This window comes from Sphingobacterium sp. 1.A.4, from assembly GCF_002734245.1.
Lineage (GTDB): Bacteria > Bacteroidota > Bacteroidia > Sphingobacteriales > Sphingobacteriaceae > Sphingobacterium > Sphingobacterium tenebrionis.
The window spans coordinates 34,646-52,461 of record NZ_PEAZ01000063.1 but is presented as its reverse complement, the minus strand read 5'-3'; the positions used below and the strand labels follow the sequence as shown (position 1 = coordinate 52,461).

Genomic DNA, 17,816 nt, shown 5'->3' with positions numbered 1-17,816 from the left:
AATCGGATCATTTTGAAAATTTCTAATGAAACTAAAGTTGGCGCACTTACCATTATCGCCATAGCCTTGTTGTTTATTGGATACAGCTTCCTAAAGGGCAATAATGTCTTTAGTAGTGAAAACATTTTTTACACTGAATATGATAATGTGGATGGATTGGCTGTTTCCAAACCGGTGTTGGTGAATGGTTACCAGATCGGTCGGGTTTCAAAATTGACCCTTCAGCCGAACGGCAAGATCAAAACAGAATTCAAGATTGATGATAAAGTGGATATTCCATCCAATACGGTAGCACGGATTGTGTCTGCGGATTTATTGGGGAGTAAAGCCATTGTTTTTGAATTGGGGAATAGTACGACCATGGCACGTAACGGCGATCCTTTGCTTTCAGATGTACAGGCGAACCTAATGGAAAAAGTAGAACCGCTACAGAAGAAGATCGAGAATTTGGTGGTTAAATTGGATTCGGTGCTAACGGGGGTTAACTCGGTATTGGATGCCGATTTCCAACGTGATTTCAAAAGTTCGGTACATAGTATTTCAGTTTCTTTAAAGAATTTGGAGAAGATTACGGGCGATGTTGATGGGATGGTGGGTAGCGAGCGAGCTCGTTTGACCAATATCTTGGCGAATTTAGAGTCGATTACCAGTAATTTTAAGCAGCATAACAGTAAGATCAATTCGATTCTGGCTAATATTGATAACCTTTCTGATGATCTTTCCAAAACGGAAATTAAGGAAACAGTGGATAATGCAAATCAAGCGATGTTGCAGGTGCGGATGATAACGGATAAGATCAATAGTGGGGAAGGATCGTTGAGCTTGTTGTTGAATGATGAGAAGTTGTATAATAATCTGGCGAATTCTTCGGAGAGTTTGAATCAGTTGATTGAGGATTTGAAGAAGAATCCAGGGAAATATCTTAAGATCTCGATTTTCGGAAAGAGGGATACGAAGTAATTTTTAATGAAATAATTCGTCATTGCGAGGGTTACGTCATTGCGAGGGTTACGTCATTGCGAGGGTTACGTCATTGCGAGGAACGAAGCAATCTTTCGATTAGTCCAAAGATTGCTTCGTCGTACCTCCTCGCAATGACGCGTACTTCCCCCTCCTTCTACTTCAAAGTTTCACTTAACCAGCCAAAAAACTCCCGTTGCCATACCTGCGCATTCTGCCCAGACAACACCCAATGGTTTTCCTCCGGTAAATACACAAACCGACTCTTAATCCCCTTCAACTGCGCTGCTTGGAAAGCTTCCTGCCCTTGCCCGATCGGCACTCTAAAATCCTTACCCCCCTGGAAAATCAAAATTGGTGTATCCCATTTATTCACATGCCTCATCGGGTTATAATCCGTATACGTTTTTGCATTTGCCTTATCCCAATAGGGTCCTCCCAAATCATGGTTAGCAAAGAACAACTCCTCTGTCGTCCCATACCAAGACTCCATATCAAACAACCCACAATGCGAGATAAAGGACTTAAACCTTCCTTCATGCACACCTGCCAACATAAACACCGAATAACCGCCATAACTAGCGCCAATAGCACCTAAACGATCCTTATCCACATATTTCTCTTTCGAAAGGTCATCAATAGCCGATAGGTAATCCCGAATAGCCTGTCCACCCCAATCCTTAGAAATATCCTCATTCCATTTCACGCCCCAGCCTGGCATTCCCCTACGGTTTGGTGCTATCACAATATAGCCCTGAGAAGCCAATAATTGGAAGTTCCAACGGAAAGAATACGATTGTGTAGTCGCAGATTGCGGTCCTCCCTGACAAAACAACAAGGTTGGGTATTTCTTGTTCGGATCGAAATCCGGTGGATAGATCACCCAGGAGAATAGATCCTTTCCATCGCTCGCCTTCGTTACCCTACTTTCCACCTTCGTTGCCGCCATTTTGCTATAATCTGCATCATTCACGGTCGTGATCTGTCTCAATTCCTTGCCTTTGAACGGAAAGAAAAACACCTCCGTTGCACGGGTCATTTTGGTAGATGTCAATACCAGACCATCCTTGGTCTCTCCTACTATGCCTGTAATATCAAAATCACCTTTCGTGATTTGGTTGATCTTTGGCTGCATTTTATTCCATACTCCTTTTTCCACGCCCAATTCAAATACCTGAACGGTACCACTCACAGGTGCGGTAAAGAATATTTTCTTACCATCTTTGCTCCATGTAAAGGAATTCACCGTTCCATCCCAGTGGGCCGTCAGGTTTACCTTACGGTTGGAACCAGGTTCCAGGATATAGATATCGTTTTTATCCGCTTCATAGCCATCGGTCTTCATACTCAACCAGGAGAACAAGTTACCATCTGGATTGAATTCAGGATGGGTATCATAGCCCAACATGCCTTCTGTCCAATTTTTGGTTGTTCCGCTAGCCAGGTCATATTGATAGATATCCGTATTGGTACTCTGGGCATAATCGGTTCCGAATTTCTTCTTGCACACATAAAAAACAGATTTGCTATCCGGAGCCCAAGCGAAATCTTCTGCACCACCAAATGGCATCTGTGGCGAATAGAAAGCTTCCCCTTCCAGGATATCCTTCGCCTCCCCAATCTGTCCATTATCATAACTGGCTACAAAGGGATGGTTGAAACGGCCATCCATCCAACTGTCCCAATGCCTGTAATCCAAATTATCATAGATATATACATCTGATTTTGGCAGGTCCTTATATTTATCCACGGAATGGTAAGGTTTGATCAAGACCGCTTTGCTGAACATGATCTTCTTCCCATCTGGAGAGAGCTTCACATTTTCAAGACCACCTTCTATATTCGTAAGCTGTTTCGCATCTGAACCATCGATATTCTTTTTCCAGATCTGCCCTTTAAATGTGTACAGCACATCCCCATTTTCTTCCACTTTCAGAACGGATTCCGAGCCAGCTTCAGAAGTGAACTGCTTGGCGACACCTCCATTTACCGGAATGGTATAAAGGTTCTTCTCGGATTTATTTTCATCAAATTGGTAGTTCGAAACTGAATAAACCAATGTCTTTCCATCTTTTGAAAGGCCTTCTGCAGCCACCCTACCTAATTCCCAAAGTTTTTTGGGCGATAAGGGTTCCAATCCTGGGGTATACATTGTTTTTACAGCAAGTTTCTGCCTATCCATCTTATCTGGAAGATCCTTGGTTCGTTGTGCCATAGCCATATTACTGATTAATAAGCATGCGCCAATAATGGTTATCTTTCGCATAGTGATTTCATTTTGCCTGCCAATTTACTAAAGTTGGCAGGCAAAGCGAAATATTAACCATTAAATCAACGCCTATGGCTGAACCATAAGCACCAGATACTGCTCAGGTACATCCTGATCGATTCTTTGCCTAATCTTATCATTTTCTTTCAAATTGGTACCAATCAATCTTGGTTGACAAACGCATAAGAACAGCCAAAATAAGGAAGATACCTACTGTTCCAACGATTAACGAGTAATCCTGCAGCTGTAAAAGCACAAAGATAAATAGGTAGAAAATCGACAGGATGACCCCGAACAGCAGTGCTGATTTGGTATTCTTGGTAATAGCTTTGATAAAGCTTGCAATCAGCAACAAGGTCGCCAAGGAAGCTATTAAATAGGCTATATTAAATCCTAAGTGTTCGGAAATGGCCAATAATAAACCATAGAAAAGCACCATGGCAAATCCGATCAGGATATATTGGATAAGATGCACCCGCTGTTTCTTGATCACTTCCATGAAAACCAAGGAAACAAAAGTCAATGCGATCACCAAAACACCATATTTAGCCACCCGATCGGTCTTTTTATAATTGTTTACCGATGGTAGGAAATTGATCTGTACCATATCCAGATCACTTGAAATCTCCAGGTTTGAACCTGCTGCATGGGCAGCTTCTGCGGCTGCAACAACTGCCGATTCGGCCATGTAGGATCCCGGTGGATAGGCGGCTGAATGATCTTCCGTATTGAGGTCCAAACCTGAAAAATGGTAGATGGTAAAGGGTTCTCCCAGCCATTGTGCAGGTAATTTCCGGTTGAATGCCGGGATATCCCAACTAGCCGTGAAACTGTCTTTCACCTCCCTTTCATTGGGAAGGTAACTGCCGTTGAAACTTGGATTTGCCCATTTACCAGCTGCTTTGATCTGTGTCTGTTTGGCAAGCGGCAGGAAATTCAAGGATTTTGATCCTCGAAGATCCAATTGGAAACTGAATTTTTGTTTGGCAGCCTCCGCATTCTCCAAGGGAAGATCTATCTGAAGATTGCCATTGAACAATTTTAGATCCAGGTTGTTCTTGAACATTTCCTTGGATTCATTCCCCCAGGTCATTACCGGATTTTTGGATAAGCCTTTAAAATCTTCGATTCCGACCAATAATTTTGTTTCTTTCCATTTCAACAAATTGGGATCGATTTTTAAGGTGGTCAGATCAAAGCCCGCAAAGTCGCCATTGACCTTTACTTGGGTGGTATAGACAACGGTTTCATAGATCCCTCTTTTTCTGGATTCGGGTTCTACCTGTGCTTGGATGTTTACCTGATTGGGCATTAAGAAGGCATAGTTGGTAACGTTATTGTAAACCGTTCTTTTTGTGCCGTCTGATGTTGTTTCCACTGTTTCATTTGTAATATCGTAAGGTACAGCTAGGATAGGCCCCGAAATGACCTGTTCCTGCCCCCATTTCATGGCAATCTCCTGGGAAACCACTGCTTCCCGCCCTTTTCTTTCCTGGATCAATTCATTGATCATATTTAAAGGGATGAGCATGATGAGGGTAAGAAAAAAGATGATGAATATTTTGAGAATTACGGATTGCGTAATTCGATCAAATAGCGCAGGCGTTGGTGTTGGCCTGTTTTCTGGGTTGATATTTGAACTTTCCATGCGTTTATTTTATTAGTTATTGTGTTTTATTAGTTGTTTGTTTTTTTATTAGTTGTTTGTTTTTTTATTTTCCGCGTCATTGCGAGGAACGAAGCAATCTTCACCCTAATCGAAAGATTGCTTCCTCGTACCTCCTCGCAATGACGGACCTGTATCCTATCAAATTAAAATGCAGCATCTCCTTAAACTCCACATCATAGAACCTTCCATAAAACTTGCCCTTCTGATACGATTCTCTGTAATACCTAAAATGCTCCGGGAAAACAAATGTTCCCACAAACAGCATCCCCAACAGATACAAACTCACCTTTCCATTCCCGAACAATAAATATTGCATGGCAATCTCATCCTGAATATCTGTTCCTGTACCGGTCAGTACATGAAAAACATCATGGTTCTCCAAGGTAGGCATCACATCAAATCCCTTCTCCTGATAGAATACTCCCAATTGATACCCAATAGAACCCTCAGGATAATTCAAAAACTCTTCTTTCTTAATCCCCCATGGCGTTTTATTGGCTTTAAAGATCTGGGCATAAATCCTCGATGAATGCGTGTACAGCCAAAGCATAAATTTTAAGCGAAGTCCTCTCATTTTATTTTAATATTTTAAAAAGTACTTTGTATTTCAAAGTTGTTCTACAAAAAAAATTATTTATACTGTTGTTTTATCAAATTCTCCAAGGCCATCAAGTGATTTTCAAAGGCTTTCGCTCCTTTATCTGTCTTACTATAACGAGTATTCGGCTTACGGTCAACAAAAGTTTTGGTCACCGTAATATAGGCCTCCTTCTCCAGACTCTTCAGATTCGAAGCCAGATTCCCATCTGTCACATCAAGCAATTCTTTCAAGGAGTTAAAATCATAGGAATCGTTGGCCATCAGAATACTCATAATCTGAAGCCTAATCCTATTTTCTAAAACCTTATCATATAGCGTTAAATCTAAACTCACTTTTCGTATTTCTTATGAACGATCAATCCATAGATGATGTGCAACACACCAAATCCCAAAGACCAGAACCAGATACCATAACCCGGAAATGCCAGCGCCAATAGCCCTAAAATGATTTCCAGGATCCCCAGTACACGCACCTCCCTAAAGGTAAAAACGGATGCCGCGGCCAAAGATAGTCCATAAAAAATCAACAAACTAGAAGCGACCAAAGAAAATACGCCTTTACTGATCAAGATCAAGGTAAATAAGCCTCCAGCTATCAAGGGGATCGCCATAGCTTTCAAAAGCGCCTTGCTCGTCGGGTTCCAAATGGTCTGTCCCGCTTTCTTTGCCTTTGCCTTCGCCATGCTCAGTCCTAGGATAATGGAAAGTAAGAGTACGCCAAATGCAATCAAGATCAGTTTCCACAATACATCCTCCTCCAGGACATAATTATCGCGATATCCAAATTGGGAGATCGTGCCATAAACCGTAAAGTAGGCCAAGGTTGCCCCTAGTAAAGCGATACAACCGATCAACACGCCGGAGAGCCCACTGATGGACATGAACTTCGATGATTTTTCCATCATCGAACGGATCTGACCTATTTCTTTTATTAAATCTTGCTGGTTCATAAAAGTACTTTGTGTTTCAAAGTAAAGTAATATAATCGAATCTTTCAAATATTATTTTCATATTTTTTCAGGAATATAAATTTTCGTGCTCACAAACAACCACTTACAGTAAATAGTTGAAAAAAGGCAAAAAAAGACTTGACATATATTGGATAGGTTTCTATCTTTGTGGCTCAATAAAATCCTAACTGCGGAAGTGGCGTAATTGGTAGCCGCACCAGACTTAGGATCTGGCGCCGCAAGGCGTGGGGGTTCGAGTCCCTTCTTCCGCACTTGATATCCTCCTGAAAATAACCATCAGGAGGATTTTTTTTTAAATTGCGAAAAGCTAAAGAACGAATATGAATATTTCACATCAGAAAATTGATGACATCAACGCTAACATCCAAGTGGAAATAGCTCCTGAGGATTACAACCCGCAAGTTGATAAAGCAATCAAGGATCAAGCAAAAAAGGCTAAATTACCTGGATTCCGCCCAGGAATGGTACCTACTGGTCACATCAGACGTATGTATGGTAAATCAATTTTGTTCGACGAAATCAATAAAATCATCAACGATAAAATTGCTGAGTATATTGGCGAACAAAAATTAGAAGTTCTTGGTCAACCTCTTCCTACAGATGAGGATAAAGATGCTTCTTACAATTGGGATTTCAAGGATACGTTCAATTTCAAATACGAAATTGGTTTAGCTCCAGAATTTGAAACTCCATTCTCCGCAGAAACTGAATTCACTGAATACGATATCAAAGCAGACGAAGCTACTTTAACAGAACGTATTAAAAACCTACGTCGTAGCTACGGTAAAATGACCAATCCTGAAGTATCTGAAGAAGGTGACGTATTATACGCTACCTTGAAACAAGATAAAGAAGATGGTATCGAAAAAACAACTTCTGTACGTACGGACATCATCGAAGATGCTAAAATCAAAAAATCATTGGTTGGTTTGAAAAAAGATGACAGCGTAAAGATCGATGTGAAGAAAGCGTTCAAAGTAGCTGATTTAGCACGTATCTTAGGTGTTACCGAAGATGAGGCAGAAAACTTGGATGAAACAAAATTCGAGTTGACCGTTAAGAACATCAACCGTTTGGAAGAGTCTGATCTGAACCAAGAGTTCTTCGATAAATTGTTCCCTGCTGGTGAAGTAACCACCGAAAAGCAATTCAACGAGAAAGTTAAAGAAGAGGTAGAAAACCTATTCAAACAAAACTCGGCACAACGTCTTCGCAACGATCTATATACGTTCGGAATGGAGAAAGTTGATGCTAAATTCCCTGAGGAGTTCTTGAAAAAATGGTTACAAGCTACTAACCCTAACTTGAAACCAGAAGAAATCGAAGAAGGATTCGCTGATTTCTTGAGCAACTTGAAATGGACGATCATTGAGAACCGCATCGTTACAGCAAACAACCTAGAAGTGAAATACGACGAAGTGGTTGATTTAGCAAAAGAACGTATCTATGCACAGATCAAGATGTACAACATCAATGAAGAGCCTACTGATGAGCAATTGCAACAATTTGCTATGCAATTATTAGCAGACAGAGAACAGGCAAACCGTTTGTTCGAAGAGGTAAAAGCATTGAAAGTGTTCGATCAGTTGAAAAACACCATCAAAATCAAATCTAAAAAGATTGATTTCGATAAATTCGAAGCATTAGAAAGCAAATAAGCTTTACGAATTAGTTATAAAATAGAAAAAGGGCTGTATCATTCATTTGGTACAGCTCTTTTTTTGTATTTTTATTTAGCAAGATTGTTTTCTTTCGAGAACATATATTATCCATTTTCTCCAGGTGGCTTCTAACCTACTGCTTCAAAATAGGTTTGATTTTGGGTAGGAATCGGGGTTAAAGTAGGCTTAAAGCAAGGTTATAGTATAACAAAAGTATATAAAGCATACATTTTACATACTTTTACATTAGTTTCAGTATGGTTTTACACCGAAGGTAACCTGTCTTCTAAAAGAAAATATTATAGCCGATGGAAAGCTTGCCGTAAGGATATTCCCTGTTGAAATCGGGATACTGCTGATCCCGGAAATGTCCCTGAAGGTTAAAATAACCCGAACTTAGGTTGATGGACCAGCGTTTATACAAGCGTAGGCTGCCTTCCACATTCAAGCCATGGAGCACGTAATATGAGTCTGTTCCCGAGATGGTGAAGAATACCCCACCGTTATAATCTGCACTCAGCAGAAAGGTGTTCAACAGCATCAGTTCGCCCTTGAAACGATAAGAAGCCCCCGGACCGTAATTGTAGTTCCGGCTTGCACCATAAAGCAGGTAAGGATCCGGCACTGCAGCCAGCACCACTGCCCCTGCCCCCACACTCAGATTCAACCGATTACCTTTCTTGTATCGGAATTCCGATAGCCAATTGTAGTTCAGACTTTGCGCCCCATAGAAAAAGGCATCGTTATTATAAAAATCATAATGCGCGTTCAAAGTACCATAATGGTTTCCACGTTGGGATTTGAAAAATTTGGCACCGTACAATAAGGCATGAACATTCACGGCATTGATAAAGGAACTATCCCCATTTCCCAACTCCAGGTTTACGCTGAACTGGTCAAATGGTCTTTTGTAATTATGATCCCCGTTGCTGTATTTAAACCGTAGCCTGCCATAAAAAGCATTCTTGCCCTTGTTCAGGAAATCCCCGTCTTTGGCATCAAAACGACGGATCCCGGCATCGACTTCGGCAGAAATGATGGAAGAATCCACCACGAAATAATCATCCACCTTCTTTCCCCATTTACCATCCAACCACCTGTTCAAACCGCTGACCGGGTTGACCAAGGTCGCCACGATTTCATTGCCTATACGATTATGCCCATTCCTACTTCTTGCCAGGATGTTTCTGGATACCCGATGCATCATTTCCCCGAGGAGAATCCCACCAAAGGTGGTATTCACCAGGTCGTTGATGGAGGGATGTTGGGTCTCCCCTGCCGTTTCCCAGATGTAGGAACCCGCAACAGTGGCCAGGCTGGATTGGTAAAAGTTATAGCCGTTGCTCCGAAAGGCATTGAAGTAGATCTGCCCATGAAAGGGATGATCGATCTGATTGGTGGTGAACTGGTTATCATCCCAGTCCCAGGCACTTAAGCGTTGATGATCCAGGAAATTCTGAAAACTGATATAGGAATAAGGATCTTTGGTAATGAAACGGTTGAAGGAAGCTGGAAACGCCTGTGCCAGGAACCATTCCGTACCTGCTCGCCAGAATTTCTTTTCCCGAACGGGGTTCAGGGGTGTTTTTATGCTGTCTTTCCAATTGACGATCGGTTGAAGATCGAACGTTAAGGAATCTTTATTAAGCTGTTGCTGAAGGGAATCGGATCGGATGGAATCTAATTGTGCTTTAGCCTGACCAATAGAAAGGAAAAGAAAGCTTATTACGAGGTAGATGAAATTCTTTGTCTGCAAGGGAATTGAATTATATGCCGACAAAATTAGGCTTTACTTTTGGAAACCAAAATTACTTTACCATTTAAACGAAGCTAAAACTGTTTGCGGTTTTAGTGGTTTTAATTATATTTAGTTGATAATCAAAAACAAAGCGTTATGAAAAGAATCTATGTACTATTGATGACCCTGTTGTTCGCTGTGACAGCTTTTGCACAGGGAGAGATACAAATGAATGGGGCGTTCCATCGGAAGGATGGAAATGTTAATCACCTTTGGCTTTTGAGTGATGGCTATTGTTCGTATATCACTTACGAGGATAATAAGTATTTGGGTACTTGGGGTGGTCCATTTACCATGAAAGCAGATGGGATTGAAGTGAAGGTGGAATATAATGACCTGAAACCGGAGGAGATTGGGACGGTTAAAAAGACAAATGCCGTATGGAAGCCAAAGTTTTTGGAAATGGGATCGGTGAAGATGGATAGGATGAATTTAGGGAAACAGGACCTGGATGGATTATGGCGGATTACTGGTAGGAAGCAGGGCGATAAGGTTTCGGAAATTCCGGTTGGGGATAGGAAGACGATCAAGATCTTGGTGGATGGGTATTTTCAATGGATAGCGATTAATCCAGCGGAGAAGGGTTTTTATGGTACTGGTGGTGGAAAGTATGTGTTTAAGGATGGGAAGTATACGGAGGAGATTTTGTTTTTTTCCAGGGATAATTCAAGGGTTGGCGCGAAGTTGGGTTTTGATGGGAAAGTGGAAGGAAGTAAATGGAACCATAGTGGGCTGAGTTCGAAAGGGGATCCGATTTTTGAGGTTTGGAGTAGGGATAAGACGCAGTATGGGATAGAATTGAGGAGGTAGATTTTTCGTCATTGCGAGGAGGCACGAGGAAGCAATCTTTCGAGTCGTGTCATCCTGAGCAGCGTCGAAGGATCTGTACGGGTATCAAATGTAGATCCTTCGACTTCGCTCAGGATGACATGGGTTGAAAGATTGCTTCGTTCCTCGCAATGACGTAAGCCTCGCAATGACGTTTTTACCCGAACAAATCCGAGCTCAAATACCTATCCCCTCTATCACAAACAATAAAAACAATAACCCCTTCCTCGATCTCATTCGCTACCTTCAATGCAGCATGAAAAGCTCCACCGGAGCTCATGCCCGCAAATACCCCTTCTTTCCTTGCCAGTTCCCTGGCCTTCTGCGTAGCATCCTCCTGCGAAATATCAATCACCCTATCCACCCTACTCGCGTCAAAAATCTTCGGCAGATAAGCCTCTGGCCAACGCCTGATCCCAGGAATACTAGCCTCTTCCGTAGGCTGACAACCCACAATCTGCACCTCCGGATTCTTCTCTTTCAAAAACATCGAACAACCCATAATAGTCCCTGTTGTTCCCATTGCACTCACAAAATGGGTAATCCCCCCATTGGTATCCCGCCAGATCTCCGGCCCAGTTGTCTTAATATGCGCTTCATAATTATCCGGATTAGCGAACTGGTTCAAAATCACATATTCACCTGTTGCCGCCTTTTCCTCTGCATAATCCCTACAGATCTCCATGGTCTCCAACAAAGTCACATTCGCACCAAATGCTTCCATGGTCAAGGTTCTTTCCCTGGTCGATGTCGAAGGCATCACCAGTTCCATCTCCAGTCCATACATACTTGCGATCATCGCTAAGGCAATACCGGTATTTCCACTGGTTGCCTCGATCAATTTACTATCCTTTGTAATGGTTCCCCGCTCCAGGCCAGAACGGATCATGTTCAATGCCGCCCGATCCTTTACCGATCCACCGGGATTATTCCCTTCCAGTTTAGCAAAGATCTTTACTTTTGGGTTGTCATGAAATCTCGTGATCTCCACTAATGGCGTATTTCCTATCGTCTCTATTATTCCTGCCATGCTATTTACGTTTAGTATTATTTGATGGGTTTACTGTCTATAAATTTTGAATTTGCCTGATGATATACCGTGGTATAGGGATCAATACTTGCTGTGAGCCATACATTACCACCGATGACCGAATGATGGCCAACTACGGTCTCGCCGCCTAGAATGGTCGTTCCTGCATAGATGATCACATGATCTTCAATGATCGGATGCCTTTGTGTATTGGCTAGATTCTTCTCTACACTCAAGGCACCAAGGGTAACCCCTTGATATAATTTGACGTGCTTACCAATAACCGTGGTCTCCCCAATAACGATTCCCGTTCCATGATCGATATGCAGGTACTCATCTATTTTAGCCCCAGGATGGATATCAATCCCTGTTTTGGAATGGGCATGTTCCGTCAGGATTCTTGGGATCAAAGGGATCTCCTGTTTATGGAGTTCATGTGCCAAACGGTAGATCGCAATAGCAAAAAAACCGGGATACGTACGGATTACCTCATTCAGGCTTTTGGCGGCCGGATCTCCATCCATGATCGATTGTGCATCGGTCAGCATAGTTTCATACACATGCGGCAATTGCTCAAAAAACTCTTGGGAAATCCTTTTGATATCGCAGGTTCCACAAGCCTTGGTCTTCAACAGGAGTTCATAAAGATCGAGTTCAGACTGCTTGAATGCTTCTTCTACATCTTTTACGGCCGAAAAGTTGCTGGAACTACGTTCGGGGAACAACAGATGCAGCAGTGCAATGGCCCATTGGCCTATTCTTTTGTTACTTGGCATATCCTGAACAGCTTGCTGTTTTTGAAAGATATGTTGGTAAAATTCTTGCATAAAAAAAATTGGGTTTAGGGGTAAACAAGTTTTTCCATCAGTTCCTGATGGGTTTCTGCGGCATCGAGACAAAAACCGGGATGCACAGCAGAACATTGGATGAGGGTACTGCGTTTAGCCGTGATCCAGCGGAATCTTTCCGTCTGATCCAACATCGCCAAGGCTCCCCCCTCCTTATTTCCTTTACAGATATGCTGTATACTTTTTAGATGGGAATAGATCTGTTCAAAATCTATTTCTTTGTGCAATAGCCTACATCGTTCTTCATCGATATGGAACAACAATTCGGCATATTTCTGTTTTCGACAGTACAACAGCACACCGATATTGACGAACTCTTCACGTTCTACCCGAGGTACCAAACGTACCACGGCATATTCATATAAGGTCCTATCTTGCATGCTGGATCTGGTTTACGAAGACAGCGGAAGCCGCTGCTCTCCGGGTTAAAAACTCCACATAGACCTCTCGAACATCATCAGCGGACAGTCCGCGAACCTCGTCGATCAACCATTCATCAGGAATGGCATCCAAAATAGGTTGTATATTTCCTCTGGTAAAAAGTGATGTATAGGTTGCATCCACCTGATCCACCTCCGAAGCAAAATGGAGAAGTACATGATCCTTGATCTGTACAAAAGGTTTTTCGATATGATCTTCCCAGTTATCCCAGCTGTGATGGAAATACAGGGCAGCCCCATGGTCTATCAGCCATAGCTCCTGATGCCAGACCAGCATGTTGGTATTCTTGACTGTACGGTCTACGTTCATTAATAAGGCATCCAACCAGACTATCTTGGAAGCTTCTTCGGCACTGATCTGATCCGCATTGGCATCAAAGGTAATGGCGCCATTCAGGAAGCTCACGCCAAGATTCTTTCCTACCGAAAATTTCAAAAGGTCCTGGATCTCTTCATCTGGCTCCGTTCTTCCAAAGCCTTCATCCAAACAGGCATACACCATTTCAGGCACGCGAAGACCCAGGAACCTCGCCAATTCGCCTCCGATAAATTCGGCCACTAAGGCCTTCTTACCCTGTCCCGCGCCACGAAACTTGATCACATAACTGAATCCATCATCGGCATCCACCAACCCCGGCAAGGATCCACCTTCTCTAAAAGGCTGAATGTATCGGATGATATTGACCTCCCGTATCTCTGGTTTTTTCATATTAAGCGGATGTTTCATATCCCAAAGGTAAGGGATTTAGTATATTCTAACTATATTTGTGAAATTGAGCTATCAATATTTTTTTATGAACACCACAACGGAATACAATCATATTATCCATCACTGTCAGGAATTATTTTTAAAAAAAACCAAGGATTATGGTACTGCCTGGCGTATCATGCGTCCTTCTTCCATCACCGATCAGATCTTTATCAAAGCCCAACGCATCCGTACCTTGGAGGTGAAAAAAGTTTCCAAAGTTGGGGAAGGGATCATCGATGAATACATCGGGATCGTGAATTATTGTCTTATCGCCTTGATGCAGCTGGAACTGACCGATGAAGACCCGATGGAACTTCCGGTGGAGGAAGTTGCCCGCAAGTACCAAGAGAAAGTGACGGAAACCAGGGACCTGATGCTGGCGAAGAACCATGATTATGGAGAAGCTTGGCGTGATATGCGGGTTTCGTCCTTGACCGACCTGATTCTGATGAAATTACAACGTGTCAAACAGATCGAAGACAACAATGGACAGACCCTTGTTTCGGAAGGCTTGGCAGCCAATTATCAAGATATGTTAAACTACGCCGTATTCGCTTTAATCAAACTCGGATTGGCCAAATAACGATTTCAAATGACTTTTACACAGCCCTACACGCAGAGCAAACCTGCAAAACCAAATATCCTGTTATGGATTTCCCGCATCATTGTGGGTTTATTGTTTATTTTCTCCGGCTTGATCAAGGCCAATGACCCGATGGGTTTCGGGTATAAATTGCAGGAATATTTCCATGTGTTCAACATGAGTTTCCTCAATGATTACAGTTCCTGGATCGCTATTTTCCTATGTGCACTGGAAATCATCCTGGGTGGTCTGTTATTGATCGGTGTAGCTGGACGGAAGGTGGCTTGGGGATTGCTCCTACTGATTATTTTCTTCACGTTCCTGACTTTTTATTCCGCCTATTCCGGTGCTGTAAAATCCTGTGGCTGTTTTGGTGATGCGATTCCATTAACGCCGTGGCAATCTTTTTATAAAGACCTGGTGCTTTTGGCCCTGATTATCATCATCTTTATTTATAGAGGGCAGATCAAACCCACGATAAAAAGTTTATTTACGAGGAACCTATTGACGCTTTTCATCATCATCGTTTCTTTTGGAATAGGGATTTTTACCTTGTACTATTTGCCGTTTGTGGATTTTCTTCCTTACAAAGAAGGGAATAACATCCCAGAGCAGATGAAGATTCCTGAAGGTGCAGAACCGGATGTGTATGAGCATATCTATGAGATGAAAAACAAGACAACCAATGAAACCAAAAAGGTAAACGATAAGGATTATATTGCTCAGAAAATGTGGGAGGATAAAAACTGGGAAATCGTTGGGGATCCAAAAACTACCTTGATCAAAAAAGGGTATGAGGTAAAAATTCCAGACTTGATCATCTCGGATATGGATGGCAATGACCTGACGGAAGAGATCATCAACAATCCTTATTACAATTTTATAGTTACCAGTACGAACGTTTCTAAAATGTCTCCTATAGACCTGAAAGCGTTGGATAAGATCAATAATACCATTCGGGATCTTTCGGAAGATTATAATATCCGCGCGATCTTGGCTACGGCATCATCCACCGATGAGGTCAATTACCTGAACGATCAAATGGATCTTGTTTTGGAGACCTTCTATGTGGATGCTGTTCCATTGAAAAGTATGGTTCGCTCCAATCCTGGGGTGATGTTGATGCTGAACGGTACGGTGATTAAAAAATGGTCGTCCATCAATTTCCCGAGCAAGGAAGAGATCATCAAAAACTATTTAGATAAAGCCGAATAATGAATAAACCAGTTTATCTTATTGGTTTTATGGGCAGTGGGAAGACCACTTGGGGAAAGAAATTGGCGAAAGCATTGGATGTTCCCTTTATCGATCTAGACCATGAACTGGTGGAAAAAATAGGGATGTCCATTCCTGAATATTTCAGCCTTCATGGGGAGACTCAGTTTCGTTTATTGGAACAGGAAACCCTGCATGCCAGCCAAAACCGAGAAGGGATTATCTCGACAGGAGGCGGAACCCCCTGCTATTTCGACAATATGGACTGGCTGTTGGATAATGGTACCGTATTGTACCTGAAGCACAGCCCAAAATCCTTATGGAGTAGGCTGAGCAAATCGGATGTCCATAAACGTCCGGCATTAAAGGGGCTTCAAGGGGAAGACCTCTTACATTTTATCGAAGAAAAATTGGAAGAACGGGAACCGTTCTATAACCGCGCACATATACAGGTGGATCAGATCAATACCTCGTTGGAGGATCTGGTAGCCTTGGTACAAAATTATGATCACCAATGAATCCTAAGCAATTAATATTTAAGGGGCTATTTTCCGTTTTGTTTATCGGGTTAACGATGGGCTGTTTTCGTGGCGAAAGACCTGTAATGACAGATGAAACGCCTAAGGTTCATAATTGGTTCAATATAAACACGGTGGATGAGCTGTATGAATTTCTTACTTACGAGGAAGGTTCCATTCCATTGGTGAGTGCCCATCGCGGTGGTCCTCATGATGGCTATCCTGAAAATTGCCTGACCACCATCGGAAAGGTTGCAGGTGAAATGCCCGCCATTATGGAGATCGATATCGCCATGACCAAGGATTCTGTACTGGTACTGATGCATGATGAGACGTTGAACAGAACCAGTACCGGGAAAGGAAAAGTGTCTAACAAAACCTTTGCGCAATTGCAGGAGCTGAAACTGAAGGACAATGATGGTCGGGTGACGGACTATGTGATTCCTATGTTAAAGGATGTACTTCTTTGGGGAAATGGAAGGGTATTATTCACTTTGGACATCAAAAAATCTGTTCCCTATGAACGAGTGCTGGAGGTGATCAGAGAGACGAAAGCGGAAGCGAGTTCCATCATCATTACCTATTCGGCCAATCAGGCTTCGGCCGTGAATAAATTGGCTCCAGACTTGATGATCTCTGCCACGATCAAGAACCAGGATGACCTTACCCGACTGAGCGATATGGGGATTCCGGACAACCGTTTGATCGCTTTTGTAGGAACTACTGAACCTGATTCTGCCTTGTACAGCCTGCTCCGTCAGCACGGCATCAAATCGATTTTGGGCACTATGGGCAACTTGGATAGGGCTGCGGATAAATCGGGTTACCAACGGTATGCGGAATTGGTGGAGAGAGGTGCGGATGTGTTATCGACCGACCGTCCTTTCGAAGCTTGGAAGGCCCTGGATTTCTACATCAAAAAAAGAAGCTTAACCTCTACATATATTAACTGGTAATTTACTGGCAAGGATAAAATCCAAACATTTTGATTCATGGCTTGTTTTATAAGTACAAATTAAAACATATAACATCATGAAAAAATCATTACTTACCCTTGCTGTTGCATTAGGTATGTTCGGCATATCCAATGCACAAATCAACACTACCCCTCAAGCTTCTGCTGATGTGGGTATGAAGCCTATTAAAGAAGGCAATTGGATGGTAGGTGGTTCGATTGGTAATATTGGTTATGCCTTTGAGTCCAATACGTTCAACTTTGCCTTGATGCCTAGAGCCGGATATTTTATTGCTGATGGTATCGCCATTGGTGCGCAGGCTAATCTAAACTTAAAAGCTGTTAAGGATTTGGATAATGAATGGGGATATGGTATTTCACCATTTATCCGTTATTATTTCCCAGGAGGTGCTAGTGCGACCGGTCGTTTCTTTGGACAAGGTGATATTGGTATTGCTGGAAGTTCTGCCGGTAGCGGAGTTGGATTGAATGTAGGTGCAAATGTGGGTTATGCGCATTTTATTACGCAGACTGTGGCATTGGAAGGTACTTTTGGATATAATTATTCCAAAGCGAATATTAATTCGGGCGATAAGGCCAGTGGTATTGGATTTGGTTTGGGATTCCAGATTTATCTTCCTGGAAGGAGATAAAACGTCATTGCGAGGAACGAAGCAATCTTTTAACTCGTCATAGCGAGGAACTTTGCGTCATTGCGAG

The 17,816-nt window shown here is 42.4% G+C and carries 18 protein-coding genes and 1 tRNA gene; 9 read left to right on the top strand and 10 right to left on the bottom strand.

Annotation, left to right across the window (positions count from 1 at the left end; translation table 11 throughout):
* The first annotated feature begins 12 nt into the window (after nucleotides 1-12).
* Nucleotides 13-960 carry an MlaD family protein gene (locus CRJ00_RS10775; RefSeq protein WP_099366878.1) on the top strand — a complete coding sequence of 316 codons (948 nt, stop codon included), beginning with the start codon at nucleotides 13-15 and terminating at the stop codon, nucleotides 958-960.
* Nucleotides 961-1,117: 157 nt separating this feature from the next.
* On the opposite strand, the gene CRJ00_RS10770 is transcribed toward CRJ00_RS10775, so the two are convergent.
* From CRJ00_RS10770 to CRJ00_RS10750, 5 genes are all read right to left on the bottom strand, one after another.
* On the bottom strand, nucleotides 1,118-3,226 hold the full coding sequence (locus tag CRJ00_RS10770) for a S9 family peptidase (protein WP_099366877.1): 2,109 nt from the start codon (nucleotides 3,224-3,226) through the stop codon (nucleotides 1,118-1,120).
* Between the two features lie 139 nt (nucleotides 3,227-3,365).
* Nucleotides 3,366-4,877: a cell envelope integrity protein CreD gene (creD, locus tag CRJ00_RS10765; RefSeq protein WP_099366876.1), complete on the bottom strand. Its 1,512-nt coding sequence runs from the start codon at nucleotides 4,875-4,877 to the stop codon at nucleotides 3,366-3,368.
* A 100-nt stretch (nucleotides 4,878-4,977) separates the two neighbouring features.
* Nucleotides 4,978-5,448, bottom strand: coding sequence for a hypothetical protein (locus CRJ00_RS10760; RefSeq protein WP_180268478.1), 471 nt, complete (start codon nucleotides 5,446-5,448; stop codon nucleotides 4,978-4,980).
* Between the two features lie 80 nt (nucleotides 5,449-5,528).
* Complete coding sequence (locus tag CRJ00_RS10755; protein ID WP_099366874.1) at nucleotides 5,529-5,831, bottom strand: winged helix-turn-helix domain-containing protein; 303 nt, start codon at nucleotides 5,829-5,831, stop codon at nucleotides 5,529-5,531.
* Nucleotides 5,828-6,448, bottom strand: a complete 621-nt coding sequence (locus CRJ00_RS10750) for a hypothetical protein (protein WP_099366873.1) — start codon at nucleotides 6,446-6,448, stop codon at nucleotides 5,828-5,830. The genes CRJ00_RS10755 and CRJ00_RS10750 overlap by 4 nt, the downstream gene beginning before the upstream one ends.
* 190 nt (nucleotides 6,449-6,638) lie before the next feature.
* Here CRJ00_RS10750 and CRJ00_RS10745 point away from each other — a divergent pair.
* Both CRJ00_RS10745 and CRJ00_RS10740 read left to right on the top strand, forming a co-directional pair.
* A tRNA-Leu gene (locus CRJ00_RS10745) sits at nucleotides 6,639-6,720 on the top strand.
* Nucleotides 6,721-6,789: 69 nt separating this feature from the next.
* Nucleotides 6,790-8,127: a trigger factor gene (locus tag CRJ00_RS10740; protein WP_099366872.1), complete on the top strand. Its 1,338-nt coding sequence runs from the start codon at nucleotides 6,790-6,792 to the stop codon at nucleotides 8,125-8,127.
* A gap of 289 nt (nucleotides 8,128-8,416) precedes the next feature.
* On the opposite strand, the gene CRJ00_RS10735 is transcribed toward CRJ00_RS10740, so the two are convergent.
* Nucleotides 8,417-9,910 carry a DUF3943 domain-containing protein gene (locus tag CRJ00_RS10735; protein WP_257213753.1) on the bottom strand — a complete coding sequence of 498 codons (1,494 nt, stop codon included), beginning with the start codon at nucleotides 9,908-9,910 and terminating at the stop codon, nucleotides 8,417-8,419.
* A gap of 114 nt (nucleotides 9,911-10,024) precedes the next feature.
* Between CRJ00_RS10735 and CRJ00_RS10730 the strand changes: the two genes are divergently transcribed.
* Nucleotides 10,025-10,738, top strand: a complete 714-nt coding sequence (locus CRJ00_RS10730; RefSeq protein WP_099366871.1) for a hypothetical protein — start codon at nucleotides 10,025-10,027, stop codon at nucleotides 10,736-10,738.
* Nucleotides 10,739-10,913: 175 nt separating this feature from the next.
* On the opposite strand, the gene cysM is transcribed toward CRJ00_RS10730, so the two are convergent.
* Genes cysM through CRJ00_RS10710 form a run of 4 tightly spaced genes read right to left on the bottom strand, consistent with a single transcriptional unit; the run spans nucleotide 10,914 to nucleotide 13,783 of the window.
* Nucleotides 10,914-11,786 (bottom strand): cysteine synthase CysM, encoded by an 873-nt coding sequence (cysM, locus tag CRJ00_RS10725; RefSeq protein WP_099366870.1) that lies wholly within the window; start codon nucleotides 11,784-11,786, stop codon nucleotides 10,914-10,916.
* A gap of 17 nt (nucleotides 11,787-11,803) precedes the next feature.
* Nucleotides 11,804-12,613, bottom strand: a complete 810-nt coding sequence (locus CRJ00_RS10720) for a serine O-acetyltransferase (RefSeq protein ID WP_099366869.1) — start codon at nucleotides 12,611-12,613, stop codon at nucleotides 11,804-11,806.
* A 14-nt stretch (nucleotides 12,614-12,627) separates the two neighbouring features.
* Nucleotides 12,628-13,014: a DUF3037 domain-containing protein gene (locus CRJ00_RS10715; protein ID WP_099366868.1), complete on the bottom strand. Its 387-nt coding sequence runs from the start codon at nucleotides 13,012-13,014 to the stop codon at nucleotides 12,628-12,630.
* Complete coding sequence (locus tag CRJ00_RS10710; RefSeq protein WP_180268476.1) at nucleotides 13,004-13,783, bottom strand: HipA family kinase; 780 nt, start codon at nucleotides 13,781-13,783, stop codon at nucleotides 13,004-13,006. The genes CRJ00_RS10715 and CRJ00_RS10710 overlap by 11 nt, the downstream gene beginning before the upstream one ends.
* A gap of 85 nt (nucleotides 13,784-13,868) precedes the next feature.
* On the opposite strand from CRJ00_RS10710, the gene CRJ00_RS10705 reads away from it, so the two are divergent.
* The 5 genes from CRJ00_RS10705 to CRJ00_RS10685 all read left to right on the top strand — a co-directional run bounded on the left by CRJ00_RS10705 (nucleotide 13,869) and on the right by CRJ00_RS10685 (nucleotide 17,749).
* Nucleotides 13,869-14,408, top strand: a complete 540-nt coding sequence (locus tag CRJ00_RS10705) for a DUF1599 domain-containing protein (RefSeq protein ID WP_099366866.1) — start codon at nucleotides 13,869-13,871, stop codon at nucleotides 14,406-14,408.
* Between the two features lie 9 nt (nucleotides 14,409-14,417).
* Nucleotides 14,418-15,623, top strand: a complete 1,206-nt coding sequence (locus CRJ00_RS10700; RefSeq protein WP_099366865.1) for a BT_3928 family protein — start codon at nucleotides 14,418-14,420, stop codon at nucleotides 15,621-15,623.
* Complete coding sequence (locus CRJ00_RS10695; RefSeq protein ID WP_099366864.1) at nucleotides 15,623-16,141, top strand: shikimate kinase; 519 nt, start codon at nucleotides 15,623-15,625, stop codon at nucleotides 16,139-16,141. The genes CRJ00_RS10700 and CRJ00_RS10695 overlap by 1 nt, the downstream gene beginning before the upstream one ends.
* Nucleotides 16,138-17,097, top strand: a complete 960-nt coding sequence (locus CRJ00_RS10690; protein ID WP_099366863.1) for a glycerophosphodiester phosphodiesterase family protein — start codon at nucleotides 16,138-16,140, stop codon at nucleotides 17,095-17,097. Before CRJ00_RS10695 ends, CRJ00_RS10690 begins: the two co-directional genes overlap by 4 nt.
* A 76-nt stretch (nucleotides 17,098-17,173) precedes the next feature.
* Nucleotides 17,174-17,749 carry a hypothetical protein gene (locus CRJ00_RS10685; RefSeq protein ID WP_099366862.1) on the top strand — a complete coding sequence of 192 codons (576 nt, stop codon included), beginning with the start codon at nucleotides 17,174-17,176 and terminating at the stop codon, nucleotides 17,747-17,749.
* Nucleotides 17,750-17,816 lie beyond the last annotated feature (67 nt).

Excerpts from the sequence above, each read along its gene's own strand:
- CRJ00_RS10705 (WP_099366866.1), top strand. The coding sequence starts at position 13,869 with ATGAACACCACAACGGAATACAATCATATTATCCATCACTGTCAGGAA.
- CRJ00_RS10750 (WP_099366873.1), bottom strand. The coding sequence starts at position 6,448 with ATGAACCAGCAAGATTTAATAAAAGAAATAGGTCAGATCCGTTCGATG.
- creD (WP_099366876.1), bottom strand. The coding sequence starts at position 4,877 with ATGGAAAGTTCAAATATCAACCCAGAAAACAGGCCAACACCAACGCCT.
- cysM (WP_099366870.1), bottom strand. The coding sequence starts at position 11,786 with ATGGCAGGAATAATAGAGACGATAGGAAATACGCCATTAGTGGAGATC.
- CRJ00_RS10770 (WP_099366877.1), bottom strand. The coding sequence starts at position 3,226 with ATGCGAAAGATAACCATTATTGGCGCATGCTTATTAATCAGTAATATG.
- CRJ00_RS10690 (WP_099366863.1), top strand. The coding sequence starts at position 16,138 with ATGAATCCTAAGCAATTAATATTTAAGGGGCTATTTTCCGTTTTGTTT.
- CRJ00_RS10700 (WP_099366865.1), top strand. The coding sequence starts at position 14,418 with ATGACTTTTACACAGCCCTACACGCAGAGCAAACCTGCAAAACCAAAT.
- CRJ00_RS10760 (WP_180268478.1), bottom strand. The coding sequence starts at position 5,448 with ATGCTTTGGCTGTACACGCATTCATCGAGGATTTATGCCCAGATCTTT.
- CRJ00_RS10730 (WP_099366871.1), top strand. The coding sequence starts at position 10,025 with ATGAAAAGAATCTATGTACTATTGATGACCCTGTTGTTCGCTGTGACA.
- CRJ00_RS10715 (WP_099366868.1), bottom strand. The coding sequence starts at position 13,014 with ATGCAAGATAGGACCTTATATGAATATGCCGTGGTACGTTTGGTACCT.
- CRJ00_RS10710 (WP_180268476.1), bottom strand. The coding sequence starts at position 13,783 with ATGAAAAAACCAGAGATACGGGAGGTCAATATCATCCGATACATTCAG.
- CRJ00_RS10720 (WP_099366869.1), bottom strand. The coding sequence starts at position 12,613 with ATGCAAGAATTTTACCAACATATCTTTCAAAAACAGCAAGCTGTTCAG.
- CRJ00_RS10695 (WP_099366864.1), top strand. The coding sequence starts at position 15,623 with ATGAATAAACCAGTTTATCTTATTGGTTTTATGGGCAGTGGGAAGACC.
- CRJ00_RS10740 (WP_099366872.1), top strand. The coding sequence starts at position 6,790 with ATGAATATTTCACATCAGAAAATTGATGACATCAACGCTAACATCCAA.
- CRJ00_RS10685 (WP_099366862.1), top strand. The coding sequence starts at position 17,174 with ATGAAAAAATCATTACTTACCCTTGCTGTTGCATTAGGTATGTTCGGC.